Origin of the sequence: Nocardioides sp. S5 (assembly GCF_017310035.1) — a bacterium.
Classification (GTDB): Bacteria; Actinomycetota; Actinomycetes; order Propionibacteriales; family Nocardioidaceae; genus Nocardioides.
The window spans coordinates 1253640-1272225 of record NZ_CP022296.1 but is presented as its reverse complement, the minus strand read 5'-3'; the positions used below and the strand labels follow the sequence as shown (position 1 = coordinate 1272225).

Here is an 18586-nt window from a genome sequence, read left to right as displayed (position 1 = left end):
CTCCCACCGGCAAGAGTTGTCAGCGCCCGGCGGACTCCTGGGCACGAGTTGCCAGTGAGGCGTCGTACCAGCCGGCGAGGCGTCCCGCCCTGCTCACCGCGCGCAGGCGCTCCTCCACCACGCGTCGCTGCTGCCGGGAGGTGGCGACCAGCGCGTGGTCGCCGACCCGCAGGGCCGTGGTGGGGCCGGGGACGAACACCTCACCGTCCCTGAGCAGCAGCGACACCACCGAGCCGGCGGGCAGTCGGAGCTCGAGGACCTCCACCCCGGCGAGACGGGACCCGGGGCCCACGGAGAACTGCACCAGGGTGGCGTGCAGCTCGTCGAGGGGCGCCGACTCGATCGCGACGTCCCGGGGCACAGCCGGCTCGGCCACGCCGAGCCGTCGGGCGACCCACGGCAGGGTCGGCCCCTGGACGAGGGTGAAGACCACCACCAGCACGAACACGACGTCGAAGACCCGCTCCGCCCCCTGGAGTCCCACGGCCATCGGGATCGTGGCCAGGACGATCGGCACGGCGCCGCGCAGGCCGGCCCAGCTGATGAACGCCTGCTCGCGCCACGGGACGCGGAACGGCGTGGCACAGACGATGACCGACAGGGGTCGCGCGAGGAAGGTCAGCGCGGCGCCGACGACGAGCGCCGCCGGCAGCGCGTCGGGAAGCCGGGACGGGCTCGCGAGCAGGCCCAGCAGGACGAAGAGGCCGATCTGCGCGAGCCAGGCGAGGGACTCCACGAACCCGGACGTGCTCCCTCGGTGCGGGAGGCTGGCGTTGCCGAGCACGAGGCCGGCCACGTAGATCGCCAGGAAGGGGCTGGCGCCGGCCACGCCTGCCACGGCGAAGGCGAGGAAGGTGAGCGCGACCGTCGCCAGCGGGTAGAGCCCCGCCGCGGGAAGTGCGCTGCGGACCAGCAGCCACTGGCCCGCGCCGGCGACCAGGGCACCGAGGAGCGCCCCCACCACCAGCTGGTAGAGGATCTGGCCCCCCACCCCCACGACTCCCGCCTCGTTCCACGCACTGGAGGTCACCACGGTGACGAGGATGATGACGGGCGGGTCGTTGAAGCCGGACTCGGCCTCGACGACGGCCCGCAGCCGCCCGGTCACCGGCATCTTGCGCAGCACGGCGAAGACCGCCGCCGCGTCGGTCGACGACACGACGGCGCCGAGCAGGACGGCCGTGCGCACGTCGACGTCGAGAAGGAGGTAGGCGAGCCCTGACGTCACCGCCACCGACACGAAGACGCCGACCGTGGCGAGCACCCCCGCAAGCCACCCGACCGGTCGCACCACGCGCAGGTCCGTGGTGAAGCCGCCCTCGGCGAGGATCACGGCCAGCGCCACCGAGCCGAGCACCTGGGTGAGCCCGGCGTCCTCGAACTCCAGACCGAGCCCCGCCTCGCCGATCGCCAGCCCGACGCACAGGAAGATGAGCAGCGTGGGCAGGCCGGCGCCTGCCAGCAGCCGCACTGCGGCCAGCGACGCCAGGAGCACCCCGGTCGTCAGCAGCAGGACCAGGTCGAGCTCGGCGGCACTCACCGCGCCCGCCGTGGCGTGAGCAGCGCCTCGATCCGGGTCACCTCGAGCTCGAGCGCGTGCATCCCGGAGGGCAACAGGCCGCCGAGCTGCTCCAGCACCCCAGATGCCAGCTGCTCCGGTTGCTCGACGACAGTGGTCACGTCCAGCGCGCGCACGGTCCTGCCCATCTCCTGCTCGGCGACGCACACCACGTCCGCGTCCGACAGGTGGCGTGCCCCGTCGGCGACCGCACGGACCTCGAGGACGAGGTCGGCCAGCACGACCACGTCCAGCCCGTCGTGGGTGCCGGACCGGACGACCAGGGGCAGGACACGCGGTGCGGTGGGAACCGGTTCGAACCGCTCCACACCCGGCCAGCGGGCGAGGAGGCCGCGACGGCGCGAACGGACCACCTGCCCCTGCCGCACCACCGCGACCAGCTCTCCCGGCGCGACGCGTCGTACGCACGAGAGGGCGACGAACAGCAGGAGCGGGCCGACGATCACGATCCACACGACCCACACGGTCCCGGTGGGGTCGATGGCGGAGCTCTCGTCGGGCGGCGGCATGCTTCGAGTCTCCGCGGCCCGGACGCCGGACCACATGGGGTCCGCGCCCCATCTGGGACGCTGGGCGCATGCGCCATCCCCTGCGCCTGCCGGGCCATCTCCCGCTGTTCTGGACGATCTTCTCGATCAACGCAGCCGTCTTCGTGGCCGCCACCCTCGTCCTCGTGCTGTCCCCCGCGAGCGTGTCGGCCGACCCGGTGCGCTCCGAGATCGTCGTGGTCGGGCTCGGCCTGGCCGTGATGCTGCTCGCCAACGGCCTGCTGATCCGTCAGGCGCTGGCACCGCTCACGCGCCTCATCGGACGGCTGGAGGGCATCGGGCAGCTGGAGCCCACCGACCTGCCCGAGGAGGGCTCGGGGCCGGTGCGCGGGATCGCCGAGAGCGTCAACGGACTGCTGCGGCGGCTCGCCGAGGAGCGTCGGTCCGGGGACGCCCGGGCGCTGTCCGCGCAGGAGGCCGAGCGGCACCGCATCGCTCAGGAGCTCCACGACGAGGTGGGCCAGAGCCTCACGGTCGTGCTGCTGGGCCTCAAGCAGCTCGAGGCACGCGCCCCCACCGACCTCGTCGCCGACCTCGCGGCCGTGCGCGAGAGTGCCCGTGCCGGTCTCGACGACGTACGCAGCGTCGCCCGCAGACTGCGCCCCGGCGTGCTGGAGGACCTCGGCCTGACCAGCGCGCTGGCCGCGCTCGCCACCGAGTTCTCCGACCACAGCAAGGCCGCCGTGCGCCGCTCGTTCGCACCCGGGCTCCCGGCGCTCAGCCCCGAGGTCGAGGTCGTCGTCTACCGGGTCGCGCAGGAGGCTCTCACCAACGCCGCGCGCCACGCCGACGCACGGGCGGTCGAGCTCTCGCTGCGCCGGATGGCGGACTGGGTCGTGCTCGAGGTCACCGACGACGGCCGCGGCTTCGACGGCCTCGTGGAGGGCTCGGGGCTGATGGGCATGCGCGAGCGCGCCGCGCTGGTGCACGCCGAGCTGTCGGTGGTCAGCAAGCCGCGGCACGGCACGACCGTGCGGCTCGCCGTGCCCTCGGAGGCGGGCGCATGATCCGCATCCTGCTCGCCGACGACCACACGCTCGTGCGCCGCGGCGTACGCCTCATCCTCGAGCAGGAGCCGGACCTGTCGGTCGTGGCCGAGGCCGGCGACGGCGTCGAGGCCGTGGAGCGGGTCCGCGACACCGAGGTCGACCTCGTCGTGCTCGACATCGCGATGCCGCGCATGACCGGTCTGCAGGCGGCCGCCGAGATCGCGCAGCGACGGGACCCGCCGAAGATCCTGATGCTCTCGATGCACGACAACGAGCAGTACTTCTTCGGTGCACTGAAGGCCGGCGCCAGTGGCTACGTCCTCAAGTCGGTCGCCGACGAGGACCTCGTCGGTGCGTGCCGGGCGGCGATGCGCGGCGAGACGTTCCTCTACCCCGGCGCCGAGAGCACGCTGGTGCGCGACTACCTCGACCGGCTGCGGCGTGGCGAGCGGGTGCCGACCTCGGTGCTGACCGCGCGCGAGGACCAGGTGATCAAGCTGATCGCGGAGGGCCGGTCGTCGCGGGAGATCGCCCGCGAGCTCCACATCGCCCCCAAGACCGTCGAGGGCCACCGGGCCAACATCCTCGGCAAGCTCGGGATGCGCGACCGGGTGGAGCTGACCCGCTACGCCATCCGGGCCGGGCTGATCGAGCCCTGAGTCGACGGCCCGACCCGCTCGATCGCGCCTCGCTCAGGCCCTGCGCGCCAGGTGCAGCCGGACGTCACCGACCACCTCGACCTGCTGCGGCAGCGCGGCCAGGACGTGGTCCAGCGCCTGCTGACGCTCGGCCGGCGGCAGCACGAGGAAGGCGGAGACGGTCGACATCAGCCCGACGTAGTCGCGCGCGGGCACCGTCGTCCGGACCTCGATCACGACCTCGGTGACGTCGGTGAAGAGGGTCGAGGCCGCCATCTCGGTGCTGGGCCACTGCAGGTCGCCTTCGTCCGCGGCGCCGTCCGGTGCCGGCACCTCGACGTCCTCGACCCAGGGCGCCTGCGCGAGGCGCAGGGCCTCCTCGACAGCCGGATCCGCGAGGTCGCGGGGAGCCCCGAACGACGCGACGACGCCGCCCGGCTCCAGCAGGGCGGCCACGCGCTCCCACCGGCCTTCGGGCCGGGTCCAGTGCAGCGCGGCCGCCGCGTAGACCAGGTCGTAGGTGGTGGTCAGCGGCAGGTCCTCGAACGCTGCCCGCACCGTGCGGACCGAGTCGGGCACGTGCTGCACGAGCTCGGCGAGCATCGCGGCGTCCGGGTCCGTCGCGGTGACTCGCACGCCGTGACCGGCGAACACTCGCGTCGCCTTCCCCGTGCCCGCGCCGATCTCCAGGGCGGTCGTGACGGGCCGCCCGGCGTACGCGAGCACCCTCTCGACCACGTCGTCGGGATAGCCGGGGCGGTAGCGCTCGTAGTCGGCCGCGACCGATCCGAAGGTCAGGGCTCGCGAGGTCACCGGGCCACCCTAGGCCGGGTCAGCCCCTGCCGAGCAGCGCCTCGAGCACCCGCGTCCCCGCCGGCAACCCGTGGGCGTCGTAGTAGGCGAACATCGCCGACAGCCACGGGTCCGTCCCGGGGTCGGGCACCCTCGTCACCGCGACGCCCGCCTCGTCGGCCAGCTCACGGACCGTCGCGACGCGGGTGGCGAGCTCGTACGTCGCCCCGACGTGCCCCTCCTCCGTCAGCACGGTTGCCGCTGCCCGCCCGAGGTCGGCGAGGTCGAGGAAGCCGAACGGGACGTCGGGCGAGTAGGGCAGCTCGAGCTGGCCGGTGAGGTCGAGGTTCTGCAGGTAGGCGCCCGGCTGGAGGATCGTCCAGTCCAGCCCGCTGCGGCGCACGACGTCCTCGGACGCGGCCTTGCCGAGGTGGTGGGGCATCGCCGGCGCGTAGGGCGAGGCGACGGAGTGGTAGACGAGGCGACCGACCCCGGCGCGGGCCAGCGCGGCGAGAGCCGTGCGGACGTACGCCAGCTCGTCGGGGTGCAGGTTGGGCGCGATGACGTACGCCGCCCCGCACCCGGCCACGGCCGCGGCGAGGTCCGGCCAGTCCGAGCGTCCCAGCGCGACGACGTCGACGCCCCGGCCGGCGAGCGCGTCGCACACGGCCCGGCCGGTCTTGCCGTGGCCGCCGAGCACCGCGACGCGCTGCACCGACGCCGACATCCAGATCAGATCCTGTCGACCTCGGCGAACGCCGCGCCGTCGGCCAGCTCGGCATAGCCCGGACCGCGGTCGAAGAACGCGTCGTCCTCGCGGCTCCACGACGCCCGGCCGGCGCGCTCGGCCTCCGTCGCCGAGGCGTCGAAACCGACGTCGCCGCCGTCACGCGAACCGGTGAGCACGACGCCGTAGTCGCGAAGCGCGGCGTCTGCCGAGACCTTGCCCCAGACGACGTCGCGCACGACGAGCTCGGGGTCGCGGGCGAGCGGGTCGCCCCAGCCGCCGCCACCGGTCGTACGGATCCGCACGACCTGGCCGGCGCGGATGACCTCGGCGTCGGCGAGGGCGTCGACCTCGCGCTCGTCCGGGCCGCCCGGGTCGATGACGACCTGGAAGGGAGCACCGGCCTTGCCGCCGCGCACGCCCCAGCAGGCCAGGATCGAGCGGTCGGCGATGGACATGAAGTGCGCGTCCTTGAGCATCCTGATCTGCTTCTCGTAGCCCAGGCCGCCGCGGAACTCCCCCGCTCCGCCGGAGTCGACCGCGAGGCCGAGGCGCTCGACGATGAAGGGGAAGCGCGACTCGGTGAACTCGGTCGGCAGGTTGCGGGAGTCGGGCACCACGTGGATGGTGTCCTCGCCGTCGGCGTAGTAGCGACCGCCGGAGCCGCCGCCGAGGACCTCGCGCATGAGGTAGTCGTTGCCCTCGAGGTCCTTGCCGTAGACGCCGGTGTAGCGGATCGTCTCCTGGTCGGCCGGCATCCTGCCGTCCACCGCCTTGGCCACGACGCCCGCGAGCACGCCCAGCAGGCGCAGGATCACGAAGGTGCGGGCGTTGGTCGGGCCGGGATGGATCGGGGTGAGCAGGGTGCCCTTCTCGGGGAAGCGCATCTCGATGAGCGGCACGATGCCCTCGTTGACGTCGAGCTCGGCCATCCGCTCGGGGGTGTCGGCGAGGTTGCGCAGGATCGGGGCGAGCCACTTCTTGAGGAAGTTGCCGCCGACGTAGTCGCCGCAGTGGTTGATCGGGCCCTTGGCCTGCGCGCTGGTGCCGGTGAAGTCGATGATCAGCCGCGGCCCGGCGGGGCGCCCGTTCTCGGGGTCGGCCGGGGCGTCGCTGACCTTGGTGAGGGTGATCCGCTGCGTGTGCAGCTGCGGCTCGTCGACGCCGTCGTGCTCGGCGTAGTCCTCCCACACATAGGTGCCGTCGGGGATCTTGGACAGGATCTCGCGGCGGTAGGTCTCGGTGGTCGCGTCGAGGATCGCGTCGAAGGAGGTCTCGATCGCCTCGCGGCCGTAGCGCTCGAACAGCTCGCTGAGCCGGCGTGCGCCCATCAGGCAGGCCGAGCACTCGGCGTCGAGGTCGGCGGCCAGGCTGTCGGGCATCCGCGAGTTGCGCGTCATGATCCGCAGCGCGGCCCTGTTGGGCACGCCCGCGTCCCACAGCTTGATCGGGGGGACCGCGAGGCCCTCCTCGTAGACGCTGGTCGCGCCGCTCGGCATCGAGCCGGGGCACGCACCCCCGATGTCGTCGTGGTGGCCGAAGGCCTGCACGAACGCCACGACCTCGCCCTCGTGGAAGACGGGCACGGTGACGCACAGGTCGGGCAGGTGGCCGATGCCGCCCTCGGACTCGTAGACGTCGTTGTGGAAGAAGACGTCGCCCTCGCGCATCTCCTCCAGCGGGAAGTCGCGCACGATCGGGTGCACGAGCGCGCTGTAGGACCGGCCGGTGAGCTTGCGGAGCTGGCGGTCGTGGATGCCCGCGCGGAAGTCGTGGGCGTCGCGGATCATCGGCGAGCGGCTGGTGCGACCGATCGCGGTCTCGACCTCCATCTCGACGCTGGCGAGGGTGCCCTGGACGATCTCGACGAGGATCGGGTCGACGCTCGAGCCCTCGGGCGTGAGGCGCCCGCCGTGCGCGTACGCCGTGGGCAGGCCGGCCGGGTTGACCGGCTTCGCGGTGACGTACGCCGGGTCCACGGGGCGGGTGCTGACGTCGGTGCTCGTGCTGGTGCTCATCGGCCCGACTCCTTCCGGATCACGAGGTTGGCCCAGTCGTCGACCACGACCTCGAAGCCGGGGTGGACGGGGATGGTGGAGCCGAACTCCTCCACGATGGCCGGGCCGGTGAAGGTGTCGCCGGCGCCGAGGTCGGTGCGCCAGATGACCGGGGTGTCGACGTAGCCCTGCTCGGGGTCGAAGCACACCGGACGTCGGCCGCGCACCGCGCGGTCCTCCACCGTGCCGTCTGCCTTGTCGAGGGTCGGGATCTCCGGCCGCGTGATCGGCCCGATGCCGGTGACGCGCAGGTTGACCCACTCGACCTGCTGGGTGGGGTCGCCGCGGAAGTCGTAGCCGTAGAGCTGGCGGTGCTCGGCGTGGAAGGTGTCGGCGACGTGGGCGACGTACGCGTCGTCGATCTGCCGTCCCGGGCCGCCCTCGGGTGCGGCCACGCGCACCTCGTAGGCCTGGCCGACGTAGCGCACGTCGATCGTGCGGTGGAACTGGTGCTGGTCCTCGGTGAAGCCCTCCTTGGCGAGCGCCTCGCGGGCCCGGTCGGTGAGGGTGTCGAGGACCGTCTGGACGGCCGCGTGGTCGAGCGCGGACTCCTTGGCGACGTGGGTCTGGACGTAGTCGTTCTTCACGTCGACGGTGAGCAGGCCGAAGGCGCTCACGTTGCCCGGGTTGGGCGGCACGACGACGCCCGCGAGGTCCAGGATGTCGACGAGGCGGCAGGCCAGCAACGAGCCGGAGCCACCGAAGGTCGTGAGCATGAAGTCGCGCACGTCGAGGCCGCGCTTGACGCTCACCTGGCGCAGGGCGTTGGCCTGGTTCCACGCGGAGATCTCGAGGATGCCGGTGGCGCAGCGCTCGAAGTCGAGGCCGAGTCGGTCGGCGAGGTCGGCGATGCCGGCGCGCGCGGCTTCCACGTCCAGCGGGATCTCGCCGCCGAGCAGGTGCGGAGGGATCCGACCGAGGGTGACATGGGCGTCGGTGATGGTCGGGTTGGTGCCGCCCTTGGCGTAGCAGAGCGGGCCGGGGTCGGCGCCGGCCGAGTGGGGGCCGACCTTCAGCGTGCCCTCGGGCGAGAGCCAGGCGATGGAGCCGCCGCCCGCGCCGACGGTGACGACGTCGATCATCGGGATCTTGCTCGGGTAGGCACCGACGGTGCCCTCGGTGGTGAGGGTCGGCTCGCCGTCGAGGACGACCGAGACGTCGGTGGAGGTGCCGCCGCCGTCGCAGGTGAGGATGCGCGGGAAGCCCGCGACCTCGGCGATCAGCGCGGCGCCGAGCGCGCCGGCGGCCGGGCCGGACAGCACGGTCGTGATGGGCTGGTGGACGACCTCGTCGGCCGACAGCACGCCGCCGTTGGACTTCATGACGTAGAACGGGATCTCGTTGCCGGTGAAGTCCACCAGACGCTCGGAGATGTTGGTGACGTAGCGGCTGACGTTGGGCTTCACTGCCGCGTCCACCAGCGTGGTCATCGCGCGCTCGTACTCGCGGTACTCGCGCAGCACCTCGCTGGAGATCGACACGACCGCCTCGGGGTGCTCACGGCGCAGGATCTCGCGCATGCGCAGCTCGTGCTCGTCGTTGGCGTACGCGTGGAGCAGGCACACGCCGAGGGTGGTGATGCCCCGGTCGCGGAACCACCGTGCCGCTGCGACCGCAGACTCCTCGTCGAAGGGCCGCACCTCGGCGCCGGTGAAGTCGAGGCGGCCGCCGACGGTGCGGACCCGGTCGGCCGGCACGATGCGGTCGGGCTTGACCCAGAAGTAGGAGTTGCCGTAGCCGTCGGGCACCGACTGGCGCGCGATCTCCAGCATGAACTCGTAGCCCTCGGTGGTGATGAAGCCGAGCGCCTCGACCTTGCCCTCGAGGAGCTTGTTGGTCGCCACGGTCGTGCCGTGCGACACCGCGGCGATGTCGGCACCCTCGGCGCCCACGATCCCGAGGATCTTCTCGATGCCGGCGATGAAGCCGTCCGCCGGGTTGCCCGGGGTGCTCGGGGTCTTGGTCGTGACCAGCTCGCCCGAGTCCTCGTCGAAGGCCACCACGTCGGTGAACGTGCCACCGGTGTCGATGCCGATCCTGATCCGCCGATTGCTCATGAGAAGGATCCAACCGTCCACCTGTGGCGAGGACCACGGCAGAAACTGCCGACGGAAACGGCATTCGATGTCAGATGCTGGCCAGTTCCGTGCAAAGGAGGCGAAGAACTGGCGGCGCGTGTCAGGGCTCCGCCGAGCCGAGAGGGATGATCGGCCCGTGACCAACCGTCGTGAGTCGGCCCTCGAGGCGCGTCGTGCGTCCTTGGCGCGTCTGCGCGCCCAGCCCTTCCGCACCGCCTTCCGCACCGCGACCACCCAGGCGCCGGTCTCGTGGAACAGCGTCACCACCGGTCTCGCCGCGATGGCGACGATGCTGCTCGTGCACGCCTGGCTGCTGCTGGACCTGGACAACCAGCCCTCGCTGCTCGGCGTCGTGCTCCTGCCCCTGGGCGCCGCCCTGGTCGTCCGGGGCTGGGTCTACTGGCGCCCGGTGGTGATGCTGGTCGGCATCACCGTCGCGTTCGTCGGCGCAGCCGGACCGTTCTGGATCATGAACGCGTCCTGACCCGCCCTCCCGTGGCTCCGCCTGTCGAGCTGCCCCCGCACACGCGAAGAAGGGCCCTCAGCGGTATGAGCGCCAAGGGCCCTTCTCCTGATGGCTGGGCCGCCGAAGCGTCCGGGTCATCAGCTGACCGGTCGTGGTGATGTCCCGGTCGACCACTCCGTGCTGTGAGGTCCCAGCCACCGCATCACCCGGTGCCTGCGACGTGCCCCGGGCGAACCGGTGCTCGTCGTACGGACCCTCCTCCCGGAGCTGTCCCGCCTCCCCTTGCGGGGCTGCGTGGGACCAGTTCTACGCCTGCGCGACACCGCCCGCAAGGGACGTTCGGCACTGGTCTTCACGGGTTCTGCGCCGTCGGCGTGTCGTGCACAGGAAAGGGCCCGTCGTCCCCAGGCGGATGCCTTCCTACACAGGCTTGTCCACAGGTGTGTGCACAGGCGTCAGCCGGCGAGGAGCTCCTCCACCGCCGCGGCGACCTCGAGCAGCTGCCGGTCGGCGCCGTGGCGCGCGACGAGCTGGACGCCGACGGGCAGGCCGTTCGGGGTCGTGCCGGCGGGCACCGAGATCGCCGGGCAGCCGGTGACGGTGATGAAGTAGGCCGACCGCATCCAGGCCAGGTAGTCGGGCATCTCCTGGCCGTTGATCGACTCGGGGAACTCCTGCTCCACCGGGAACGGCGGGACCTGCGAGGTCGGCAGCAGGAGCACGTCGTGCTCGCCGAAGAAGAGCCGCACCGTCTCCGACAGCGAGGTGCGCTGGGAGTAGGCCCGTGCGACGTCGGCGCCGGTCAGCGACTCCCCCGCCCGGATGTTGGCCTCGAGCGAGGGCTTGAACGACGTCGGGTGCTCGGCCAGCATCGCGCCGAGCTTGGCCTGGAGGTGCCAGGCCCGCAGCGTGCGGAAGGTGTCGTCGGCCAGGGAGAGGTCAGGGGCTGTGTCGGTGACGGCCGCGCCGGCGTCCGAGAGCCGCGTCGCGGTGGCGCGTACGACGTCCGCGACCGCGTGGTCGACGACGAGGGCGCCGCCGAGGTCCACCGAGCAGGCCACCCGCAGGCCGGCCAGCGGGGCCGACCGCAGCTCGGGGGCGAAGGTGGCGCCGGGGTCGCCGAGGGCGTGCGGGGCGCGCGGGTCGGGGCCGGCGAGCACGGAGAGCAGCAGGGCGAGGTCGCCGACGTTGCGGGCCATCGGCCCACCCACGGACGTGGTCTCCCACTGGTTGTAGAGCGGCCACTCCGGCACCCGGCCGAGCGAGGGCCGCATGCCCACGACGCCGCAGAACGACGCCGGGTTGCGCAGCGAGCCGCCCATGTCCGAGCCGTCGGCCAGGGGCACCATCCCCGACGCCAGGGCACACGCTGCTCCGCCGCTCGAGCCACCGGCGGAGCGGGTCGGGTCGACCGGGTTGCGGGTGACGCCGAAGACGGTGTTGAAGGTGTGCGACCCCGCGGCGAACTCCGGCACGTTGGTCTTGCCCACGAAGACCGCGCCGGCCGCGCGCACGCGCTCGACGAGCAGGTCGTCGTGGTCGGCGACGGAGTCGGCGAAGATCGGCGAGCCGTAGGTCGTGCGCCAGCCCTTGAGGGCGTGGGTGTCCTTCACCGCGAAGGGCAGGCCGTGCAGCGGGCCGACCACCTCGCCCGAGGCCTGCGCCTGGTCGGCGACGGCCGCCCAGGCCCGCGCGCGCTCGGCGTCCAGCGACACGATCGCGTTGAGCTCGGGGTTGCGCTCCTCGATGCGGTCGAGGTGCAGCTCGAGCAGCTCGGAGGCCGAGATGTCACCGGAGCGTACGGCGGCCGCCTGGGCGCGTGCGGTGGAGTCGACGGAGAGGTCGCTCATCGCGTCAGCGGCCGCTCGTCCTGAGGAGGGCGTCCAACGCCCGTCGCGAAGGGAAGATCCCGCCCACCACGACGCCGAGGACGACGAGGCCGGCACCGACGGCGACGCCGGTGAGGAACTCCTGGCGCGAGGCGGCCGCGGGAGCCGGAGCCGGGGCGGTGAAGACCTGGCCGGCCGCGGCCGGCGCACCTGTGCCCGTCGGGACGGGCGCACCCGCCACAGCAGCGGGCGCGGGGGCGGTGCCTGCGAGCACCCCGTCGACGTTGCCGAAGAACTCCCCGGCCATCCGCCGCGAGACGCTGGTGAGCATGCGCTGCCCGACACCGCCGATCATCCCGCCGACGACGGCGTCGGCGTCGTACGAGATCCGCGTCGAGGAGCCCTCGGGCGTGAAGCGCACGTTGACCGTCGCACCGATCGTGCCCGGGGCCCCGGCTCCGTCGAGCTTCATCACGAGCGACTCGTGCTGGACGAGGTCGCGCAGCTCGCACGAGCCGGCGTAGGTGCCCTTGATCGAGGCGACACCGGCGGTGACCGTCATCGCGTAGGCGTTCTCCCCCGTCGCCTCGAGCTTCTCGCAGCCCGGGATGGTGCGCACGAGCACCGCCGGGTCGAGGAGCGCGTCCCACGCCTTCTCGACGGGTGCGGCCAGGACGTTCTCTCCGGTGAACTTCACGGGGTCTCCTCGATATCGGCGTGCGTCAGGCGCAGCGCGTACAGCTCGGACGGCGAGATGGGCATCGCCGTGATGGGAAAGCCTTCGGCGTCCTCGATCGCCGCGGCGAACACGGCGGCGGACGGGATGACGCCCGCCTCGCCGGCGCCCTTGATGCCGAGCGGGTTGAGGGGCGACGGGGTCTCGAGGTGGTCGATGTCGATGCTGGTCGGCACCTCGGAGGCGTAGGGCATGAGGAAGTCCATGAAGGAGGCGTTGAGCAGCTGCCCGGACTCGTCGTAGGCCATCCGCTCGTAGAGCGCACCGCCCACGCCCTGCGCGACGCCGCCGTGGATCTGGCCCTCGACGATCATCGGGTTGATCAGGTGCCCGCAGTCATGGACGACGGCGTACTTGAGGATGGTGATCTCCGCGGTGTCGGGATCGGTCTCCACGATCACCGCGTGCATGCCGTTGGCGAAGGTCGAGCGCGGCGGGGAGTAGAAGTCCTTGCCCTCCAGGCCCGGCTCGTCGTCCTCGGCCACCGGCGGCTTGCCGGGGTCGCCGACGCTGAACTGCGTGGCGGCCTTGGACGCCTCGTCGAAGGCGTAGCGCAACGGGTTGGACAGGACCGCGACGGTGCCGAGGTCGATGCTCGCGTCGGTGCCCTTGACGCTCACGACGCCGTCGACGATCTCGAGGTCCTCCTCGGCCGCCTCCAGCGCCTCGGCAGCGATCCGCAGCGCCTTCTCCTTCGCGCGCAGCGCGGCGAGGTGGATCGCGGAGCCGCTCATCACCGCGGCGCGCGAGGCGAAGGTGCCCACGGCGTACGGCATCTTGCGGGTGTCGCCGGTGGTGATCTCGACGTCCTCGAAGCGCACGCCGAGGGTGTCGGCCACGATCTGCGCGAACGCGGTCTGGTGGCCCTGGCCCTGCGTGGTGAGCCCAGTGGCGACCTTGACCTTGCCGGAGGTCTCGACGTGCACGTGGGCGCCCTCGTAGGGGCCGACACCGGTGCCCTCGACGTAGCAGGCCAGGCCGATGCCGACGCGACGTCCCTGCGCGGCCATCTCGGCGCGGAAGTCCTCGAACTCGTCCCAGCCGACCAGCGCCTTGAGCTTCTCCAGCGAGGCCGGGTAGTCGCCCGAGTCGTAGGTCAGCTCGCGGCCGTCCTGGAAGATCAGGCCGTGCTCGTAGGGGAACTCATCGGGCTGGATGAAGTTGGTGCTGCGCACCTCGGTGCGGTCCTTGCCGAGGTAGGCCGCGATCGCGTCCATGGTCCGCTCCATCACGAAGCAGCCCTGCGGGCGACCGGCGCCGCGGTAGGGCGTCACGATGACGGTGTTGGTGTAGAGCGACTCGAAGACGACCCGGTAGTTGAGCGGCTTGTAGGGACCGAGCAGCTGCGTCGAGGTGATGATCGGGACGATCAGGCCGTACGGCGTGTAGGCGCCGTGGTCGTGCCAGAACTCGACGTTGAGCCCCAGCACGCGGCCGTCGTCGTCGAAGCCGACCTCGACGTGGTGCTGCTGCGCCCGTTCGTGGGCCGAGGAGATGAAGTGCTCGCGGCGGTCCTCGGTGAACTTCACAGGCCGGCCCAGCGTCTTCGCCGCCAGCGGGACGAGGAGCTCCTCGGGCCAGGGGTGCACGACCTTGACGCCGAAGCCACCGCCGACGTCGGGGGTGATGACGTCGACCTTGGCCAGGTCGAGGCCGAGCTTGGCGGCCACGCAGCCGCGCACGCCGGTGGAGGTCTGCGTGGACGACCAGACCGTCAGCCGGCTGGTGTCGGGGTCCCAGCGGGCGACGGTGCCGCGACCCTCCATCGGCGTGCAGGCGGACCGCTCGATGTCGAGGTCGAGGACGAGGGTGTGGGGCGCGTCGGCGATGGCCGCACGGGCGTCGCCGTTCTCCTGCTCCATCCGCGCGCCGACGTTGTCGGGCACGTCGTCGTGCACCACTCGCCTCGCCGCACGGGCGGCGTCGATGCCGACCACCGGCTCGAGCTGCTCATACGTGACCCGGATCCGCGCGACGGCGTCCTCGGCGACGTAGCGGTCGACGGCGACCACGAAGGCGATCGCCTCGCCGACGTAGTTCACCTCGTCCTTCGCCAGGGCGTACTGCGTGCGGCCGTGGGTCAGCGACGGGTGCGGGATGAGCAGCGGGAGCGGCTCGGCCATCGCGTCGGTGAGGTCGTCGTGGGTCCACACCGCCACCACGCCCTCGACGTCGAGCACGTCGGAGACGTCGATGTCGGTGATGCGCGCGTGCGCGTGGGGCGAGCGGAGCACCGCGGCGTGCAGCAGCCGCGGGTCGTCGTGGAGGAGGTCGTCGACGTAGCGGCCCTGGCCGCGCAGGAAGCGCTGGTCCTCGACGCGGGCTACCTTGGTGCCGAACAGCTTGGTGGTCATGCGCGCTCGCCCTTCCCCAGCTCGGCTGCGCGGAGCACCGACTTCACGATGTTCTGGTAGCCGGTGCAGCGGCACAGGTTGCCCGCGATCATCTCCCGCGCCTCGTCCTCGGTCGGGTCGGGGTTGTCCTCGAGCCCGGCGGTGATGGTGGTGAGGAAGCCGGGGGTGCAGAAGCCACACTGCAGGCCGTGGCAGTCGGAGAAGGCCTGCTGCACCGGGCTGAGCCGGCCCTGCGGCGTGCCGTCGTCCTCGGTGAGGCCCTCGACGGTGGTGATCTCGGCGTCCACCGCCGAGACCGCCAGCATCAGGCACGAACGCATCGGTGCGCCGTCGACCAGCACGGTGCACGCGCCGCACACGCCGTGCTCGCAGCCGACGTGGGTGCCGGTCAGGCCGCAGTCGTGGCGCAGCGCGTCGGACAGCAGGCGGCGCGCGGGGACGCGTACCTCGTGGACGGAGCCGTTGACGTGCAGGCGGACGTCGTGGATCTGCTCGGTTCGCTCGCTCATGCACGTACTCGCTTCGCTCCGTGCGCGCATGAGGCACATGTCGCGCTGTGTTGACTGATTCGCTCGCTGCGCTCGCTCATGCGTTCATCCTTTGCCGGGCGTGGTCGGTCGCGGCGGACAGCACGCGGGGGGTCAGCACGCGCACCAGGTGCGCGCGGTAGTCGGCGGTGGCGTGGATGTCGTCGACCGGCTCGAGCTCGGCCAGGGCTGCGCCAGCGGGGTCGTCGAGCGAGTCGCTGACGTCGACCACGACGGGCACGTCGCTCACCGAGAGGTAGCCGAGACGGGCCCGGACGACCTCGTCGCCCTCCAGCTCGACGAGGGCGGCGACACCGGCGAGGGCATAGTCGCCGTGGCGGCGCGAGATCTCCTGGAAGGCCACTCCCGCACCGGGCGCGAGCGCCGGGAAGAACGCCTCGACCGCGATCTCGTCGTCGGCCAGCGTGGACTCGAGCGGGCCGGCGAAGAGCTCGGCGGCCGGGATCGTACGCCGACCGCGCACCGACGCGACGTCCACCGATCCCTCCAGGAGCCGCAGCACCATGGGCATCTCGGCGGCGGCGTCGGCGTGCACGATCGAGCCGACGGTGGTGCCGCGGTTGCGGATCGTCGGGTGGGCCACGTTGGCCAGCGCCATCGCGACGAGCGGCTGGGTGCTCGCCGCCTCGGGCGAGGCGAGCACGCGGGCGTGGCGGGCGAGGGCCCCCACCCGGACCCCGGCCTCGTCGCAGCTGACGTGGCCGAGGTCCGGCAGGGCGTTGATGTCGATGAGCATCGACGGCGCGGCCAGCCGCATGGACAGCAGCGGGACCAGGGACTGGCCGCCGGCCAGCACCTTCGCCCCCTGCTCCCCCGCGAGCGCCGCGAGGGCTTCCTCGAGGGTGGACGGACGCAGGTAGGCGAAGGGTGCAGGCTTCATCGGGGAGCGGTGCCTCCGGAGGCTGCGTCGTCGACGCCGCCGTCGTAGTCGGGGTGGCTGAGGTTGCGGGTCACGTTGCCGGCGCCGTGGCCGCCGCGGCCCTTGACCATGTGGAAGAACACGATGACCAGGATCGTGCCGAGGGCGATGCCGCCGAGCTCGAAGTCGTCACCGAAGGTGAGCGTCACGCCGCCGATGCCGGCGATCAGGCCGGCCGAGAGGCCGACCATGTTGACGGGGTTGCCGAAGTCGATGTTGTTCTCGACCCAGATCTTGGCTCCCACCAGTCCGATCATTCCGTAGAGCACAACCGTGATGCCGCCCAGGACGCCTCCGGGGGTGGCGTTGACGACCGCGCCGAACTTCGGGCAGAGGCCCAGGAGGATGGCGACGCCCGCGGCGACGTAGTAGGCAGCGGAGGAGTAGACCCGCGTGGCGCCCATGACGCCGATGTTCTCGGCGTACGTCGTGGTGGGCGAGCCGCCGAACGCGCTGGCGAAGGCGGTGGCGATGCCGTCGGCGCCGATGGCGCGGCCCATGTAGGGGTCGAGGTCCTCCCCGGTCATCTCCGCGACGGCCTTCACGTGGCCAGTGTTCTCCGCGACGAGGGCGATCACGCCGGGCAGTACCAGCAGGATCGCGGTGAGCGAGAAGGACGGGCCGTGGACGACGGACACGCCGTCGGCCAGGGTGCCCGACGGCAGGCCGAACCACGCGGCGTCACCGACGTTGCTGATCGCGAAGAGCCGGTCGTGCTCGGTCGCCTCGGTGGCGCCGCCGAGGACGGAGGTGATGGGGCCGAAGACGAGGTCGAAGACCCACGAGAGCACGTAGCCGAAGACGAGCGCGAGGAAGACCGCGATGCGCGACCAGAAGCCCGGCAGCGCGACGGCGGCGAAGACCATGAAGGCGGCTGTCAGCAGCGCGATCCACTGGTCCTGGGGCCAGTAGATGCCGGCCACGACGGGCGCGAGGTTGAAGCCGATGAGCATCACGACGGCGCCGGTGACGGCGGGCGGCAGGATCTTGTGGATCAGGCCGGCACCCGCGAAGTGCACCAGCACGCCGACCGCGGCGAGCACGAGGCCGCCGACCAGGATCGCGCCGGTGACGTAGGAGGAGTCGTTGCCCTCGTCGAGCGCGCGGATCGCCGCGACCGAGGCCACGAACGAGGCGCTCGTGCCGAGGTAGCTCGGCACCCGGTTCTGCACGATGAGCAGGAACAGGATCGTGCAGAGGCCCGAGAACATGATCGCGAGGTTGGCGTCGAGCCCCATCACGAGCGGGAAGACGAAGGTGGCGCCGAACATGGCGACCACGTGCTGGGCACCCAGGCCGATCGTCTTCCCCCACGGCAACCGCTGGAGCGGAAGCACCGACTCACCCGGTGCGGGATCGACCACTTCCCACTTGAACATCGACATTGTGCAGCCTCCAGATTTAGCAGGGGTGGGTACCCGAGAGGCCTCAAACTAGTGCGCCACATCACACGGCCTCACTGGCGATACCTGCCGAAGGAACACCACATGTGATGACAAGTTCTTGCGCGGGTCAGCGCTGCCCTCCCGGCATGGACCAGCCCCTCGTCCTCGACGACTGGCCACCCGACCCGATCCGCTCCCAGCGCCTCTCGCTGCGGCCCGCCGGAGGCCCAGGACCGCGGGGCGAACGCTGACGCGGCTGTCCTAGGAGACGAAGTCGGCGACCAGGCCCTCGAAGCCGGGGTGGTCCTGGGGCCGGTGCCGATGACCTGTCAGGTGGACGTGCGAGGCGCCGGCAACAGCGAGACGCTCGCCTATCGCCTCGTACTCGTCGTTCCAGGCGCCCGTCACGACGAGCGCCGGCACGGCACCGAAGACGGTCGCGTCGATGCCGTGTCCCCACGGTCGTTCGACGGCGGCGAAACGCGCCGCCAGGGGCTCGTCCTCCTCCCACGCCTCGTCGGTCGCCGGTCGCCCGAACATCAGCGGCGCGACCACCTGCCAGTAGCCGAACAGGTCGCCTGCGTCGGCCGCCTTGCGCGCGGCGGTCATCGCGGCGATGTGCTCCTCCACGGCGACGACGCCGCGAGCGACGTCGTAGAGCGCCGGCTCGAGAAGGACGACGTGCGACAACGACGGCACGTCGAGCCCGAGTGCGGCTGGCACCGCGCCGAGCGAGTGGGCGACCAGCACGACGTCCCGCGGCGGGCACTGCTCGCGCAGGAGCCTTGCCTTGTCCGACGCCGTGGTCGCGGCGGAGTGGTCGGCGAAGACGGCGCCGTCGTCCGACTGCGCGGGCCAGGCCTCACGGCCGGCGCGTCCGGCCCCGTGGACGTAGAACCTCATGGCGTCGAACGTACCGACTTCATGTGCCGCACCCAGCG

16 protein-coding genes are annotated in these 18586 nt (G+C 72.1%); 3 read left to right on the top strand and 13 right to left on the bottom strand.

Features of this window, described 5'->3' with window-relative positions:
• Positions 1-19 precede the first annotated feature (19 nt).
• Positions 20-1540: a potassium/proton antiporter gene (locus CFI00_RS06270; RefSeq protein ID WP_207084393.1), complete on the bottom strand. Its 1521-nt coding sequence runs from the start codon at positions 1538-1540 to the stop codon at positions 20-22.
• Positions 1537-2088, bottom strand: coding sequence for a hypothetical protein (locus CFI00_RS06265; RefSeq protein ID WP_207084392.1), 552 nt, complete (start codon positions 2086-2088; stop codon positions 1537-1539). Before CFI00_RS06265 ends, CFI00_RS06270 begins: the two co-directional genes overlap by 4 nt.
• Positions 2089-2156: 68 nt before the next feature.
• Between CFI00_RS06265 and CFI00_RS06260 the strand changes: the two genes are divergently transcribed.
• Complete coding sequence (locus tag CFI00_RS06260) at positions 2157-3134, top strand: sensor histidine kinase (protein ID WP_207084391.1); 978 nt, start codon at positions 2157-2159, stop codon at positions 3132-3134.
• On the top strand, positions 3131-3775 hold the full coding sequence (locus CFI00_RS06255) for a response regulator transcription factor (protein WP_207084390.1): 645 nt from the start codon (positions 3131-3133) through the stop codon (positions 3773-3775). Before CFI00_RS06260 ends, CFI00_RS06255 begins: the two co-directional genes overlap by 4 nt.
• Before the next feature lie 33 nt (positions 3776-3808).
• On the opposite strand, the gene CFI00_RS06250 is transcribed toward CFI00_RS06255, so the two are convergent.
• The 4 genes from CFI00_RS06250 to CFI00_RS06235 are packed head-to-tail and all read right to left on the bottom strand — an operon-like array spanning position 3809 to position 9387.
• Positions 3809-4567, bottom strand: coding sequence for a class I SAM-dependent methyltransferase (locus CFI00_RS06250; RefSeq protein WP_207084389.1), 759 nt, complete (start codon positions 4565-4567; stop codon positions 3809-3811).
• A gap of 19 nt (positions 4568-4586) precedes the next feature.
• Complete coding sequence (locus tag CFI00_RS06245) at positions 4587-5273, bottom strand: NAD(P)H-binding protein (RefSeq protein WP_207084388.1); 687 nt, start codon at positions 5271-5273, stop codon at positions 4587-4589.
• 5 nt (positions 5274-5278) lie between these two features.
• Complete coding sequence (locus tag CFI00_RS06240; RefSeq protein WP_207084387.1) at positions 5279-7291, bottom strand: hydantoinase B/oxoprolinase family protein; 2013 nt, start codon at positions 7289-7291, stop codon at positions 5279-5281.
• On the bottom strand, positions 7288-9387 hold the full coding sequence (locus CFI00_RS06235) for a hydantoinase/oxoprolinase family protein (RefSeq protein WP_207084386.1): 2100 nt from the start codon (positions 9385-9387) through the stop codon (positions 7288-7290). Before CFI00_RS06235 ends, CFI00_RS06240 begins: the two co-directional genes overlap by 4 nt.
• Before the next feature lie 157 nt (positions 9388-9544).
• On the opposite strand from CFI00_RS06235, the gene CFI00_RS06230 reads away from it, so the two are divergent.
• Entirely contained in the window at positions 9545-9892 is a 348-nt protein-coding gene (locus CFI00_RS06230) for a hypothetical protein (protein WP_207084385.1), read from the top strand.
• 437 nt (positions 9893-10329) lie between these two features.
• Here the strand turns inward: CFI00_RS06230 and CFI00_RS06225 are convergent, their stop codons facing one another.
• From CFI00_RS06225 to CFI00_RS06195, 7 genes are all read right to left on the bottom strand, one after another.
• The gene (locus tag CFI00_RS06225; RefSeq protein ID WP_207084384.1) at positions 10330-11724 is read right to left on the bottom strand and encodes an amidase; all 1395 of its coding nucleotides are present in this window, start codon (positions 11722-11724) and stop codon (positions 10330-10332) included.
• Positions 11725-11728: 4 nt separating this feature from the next.
• Complete coding sequence (locus CFI00_RS06220) at positions 11729-12400, bottom strand: carbon monoxide dehydrogenase subunit G (protein WP_207084383.1); 672 nt, start codon at positions 12398-12400, stop codon at positions 11729-11731.
• Positions 12397-14793 carry an aerobic carbon-monoxide dehydrogenase large subunit gene (gene cutA / locus CFI00_RS06215; RefSeq protein ID WP_207084382.1) on the bottom strand — a complete coding sequence of 799 codons (2397 nt, stop codon included), beginning with the start codon at positions 14791-14793 and terminating at the stop codon, positions 12397-12399. Before cutA ends, CFI00_RS06220 begins: the two co-directional genes overlap by 4 nt.
• A complete protein-coding gene (locus CFI00_RS06210; RefSeq protein ID WP_207084381.1) occupies positions 14790-15302 on the bottom strand; it encodes a (2Fe-2S)-binding protein in 513 nt (170 codons plus the stop codon). The genes cutA and CFI00_RS06210 overlap by 4 nt, the downstream gene beginning before the upstream one ends.
• A 76-nt stretch (positions 15303-15378) precedes the next feature.
• Positions 15379-16221, bottom strand: coding sequence for an FAD binding domain-containing protein (locus CFI00_RS06205; protein ID WP_207084380.1), 843 nt, complete (start codon positions 16219-16221; stop codon positions 15379-15381).
• On the bottom strand, positions 16218-17645 hold the full coding sequence (locus CFI00_RS06200; RefSeq protein WP_207084379.1) for a solute carrier family 23 protein: 1428 nt from the start codon (positions 17643-17645) through the stop codon (positions 16218-16220). Before CFI00_RS06200 ends, CFI00_RS06205 begins: the two co-directional genes overlap by 4 nt.
• Before the next feature lie 261 nt (positions 17646-17906).
• Positions 17907-18548 (bottom strand): alpha/beta fold hydrolase, encoded by a 642-nt coding sequence (locus CFI00_RS06195; protein WP_207084378.1) that lies wholly within the window; start codon positions 18546-18548, stop codon positions 17907-17909.
• Positions 18549-18586 lie beyond the last annotated feature (38 nt).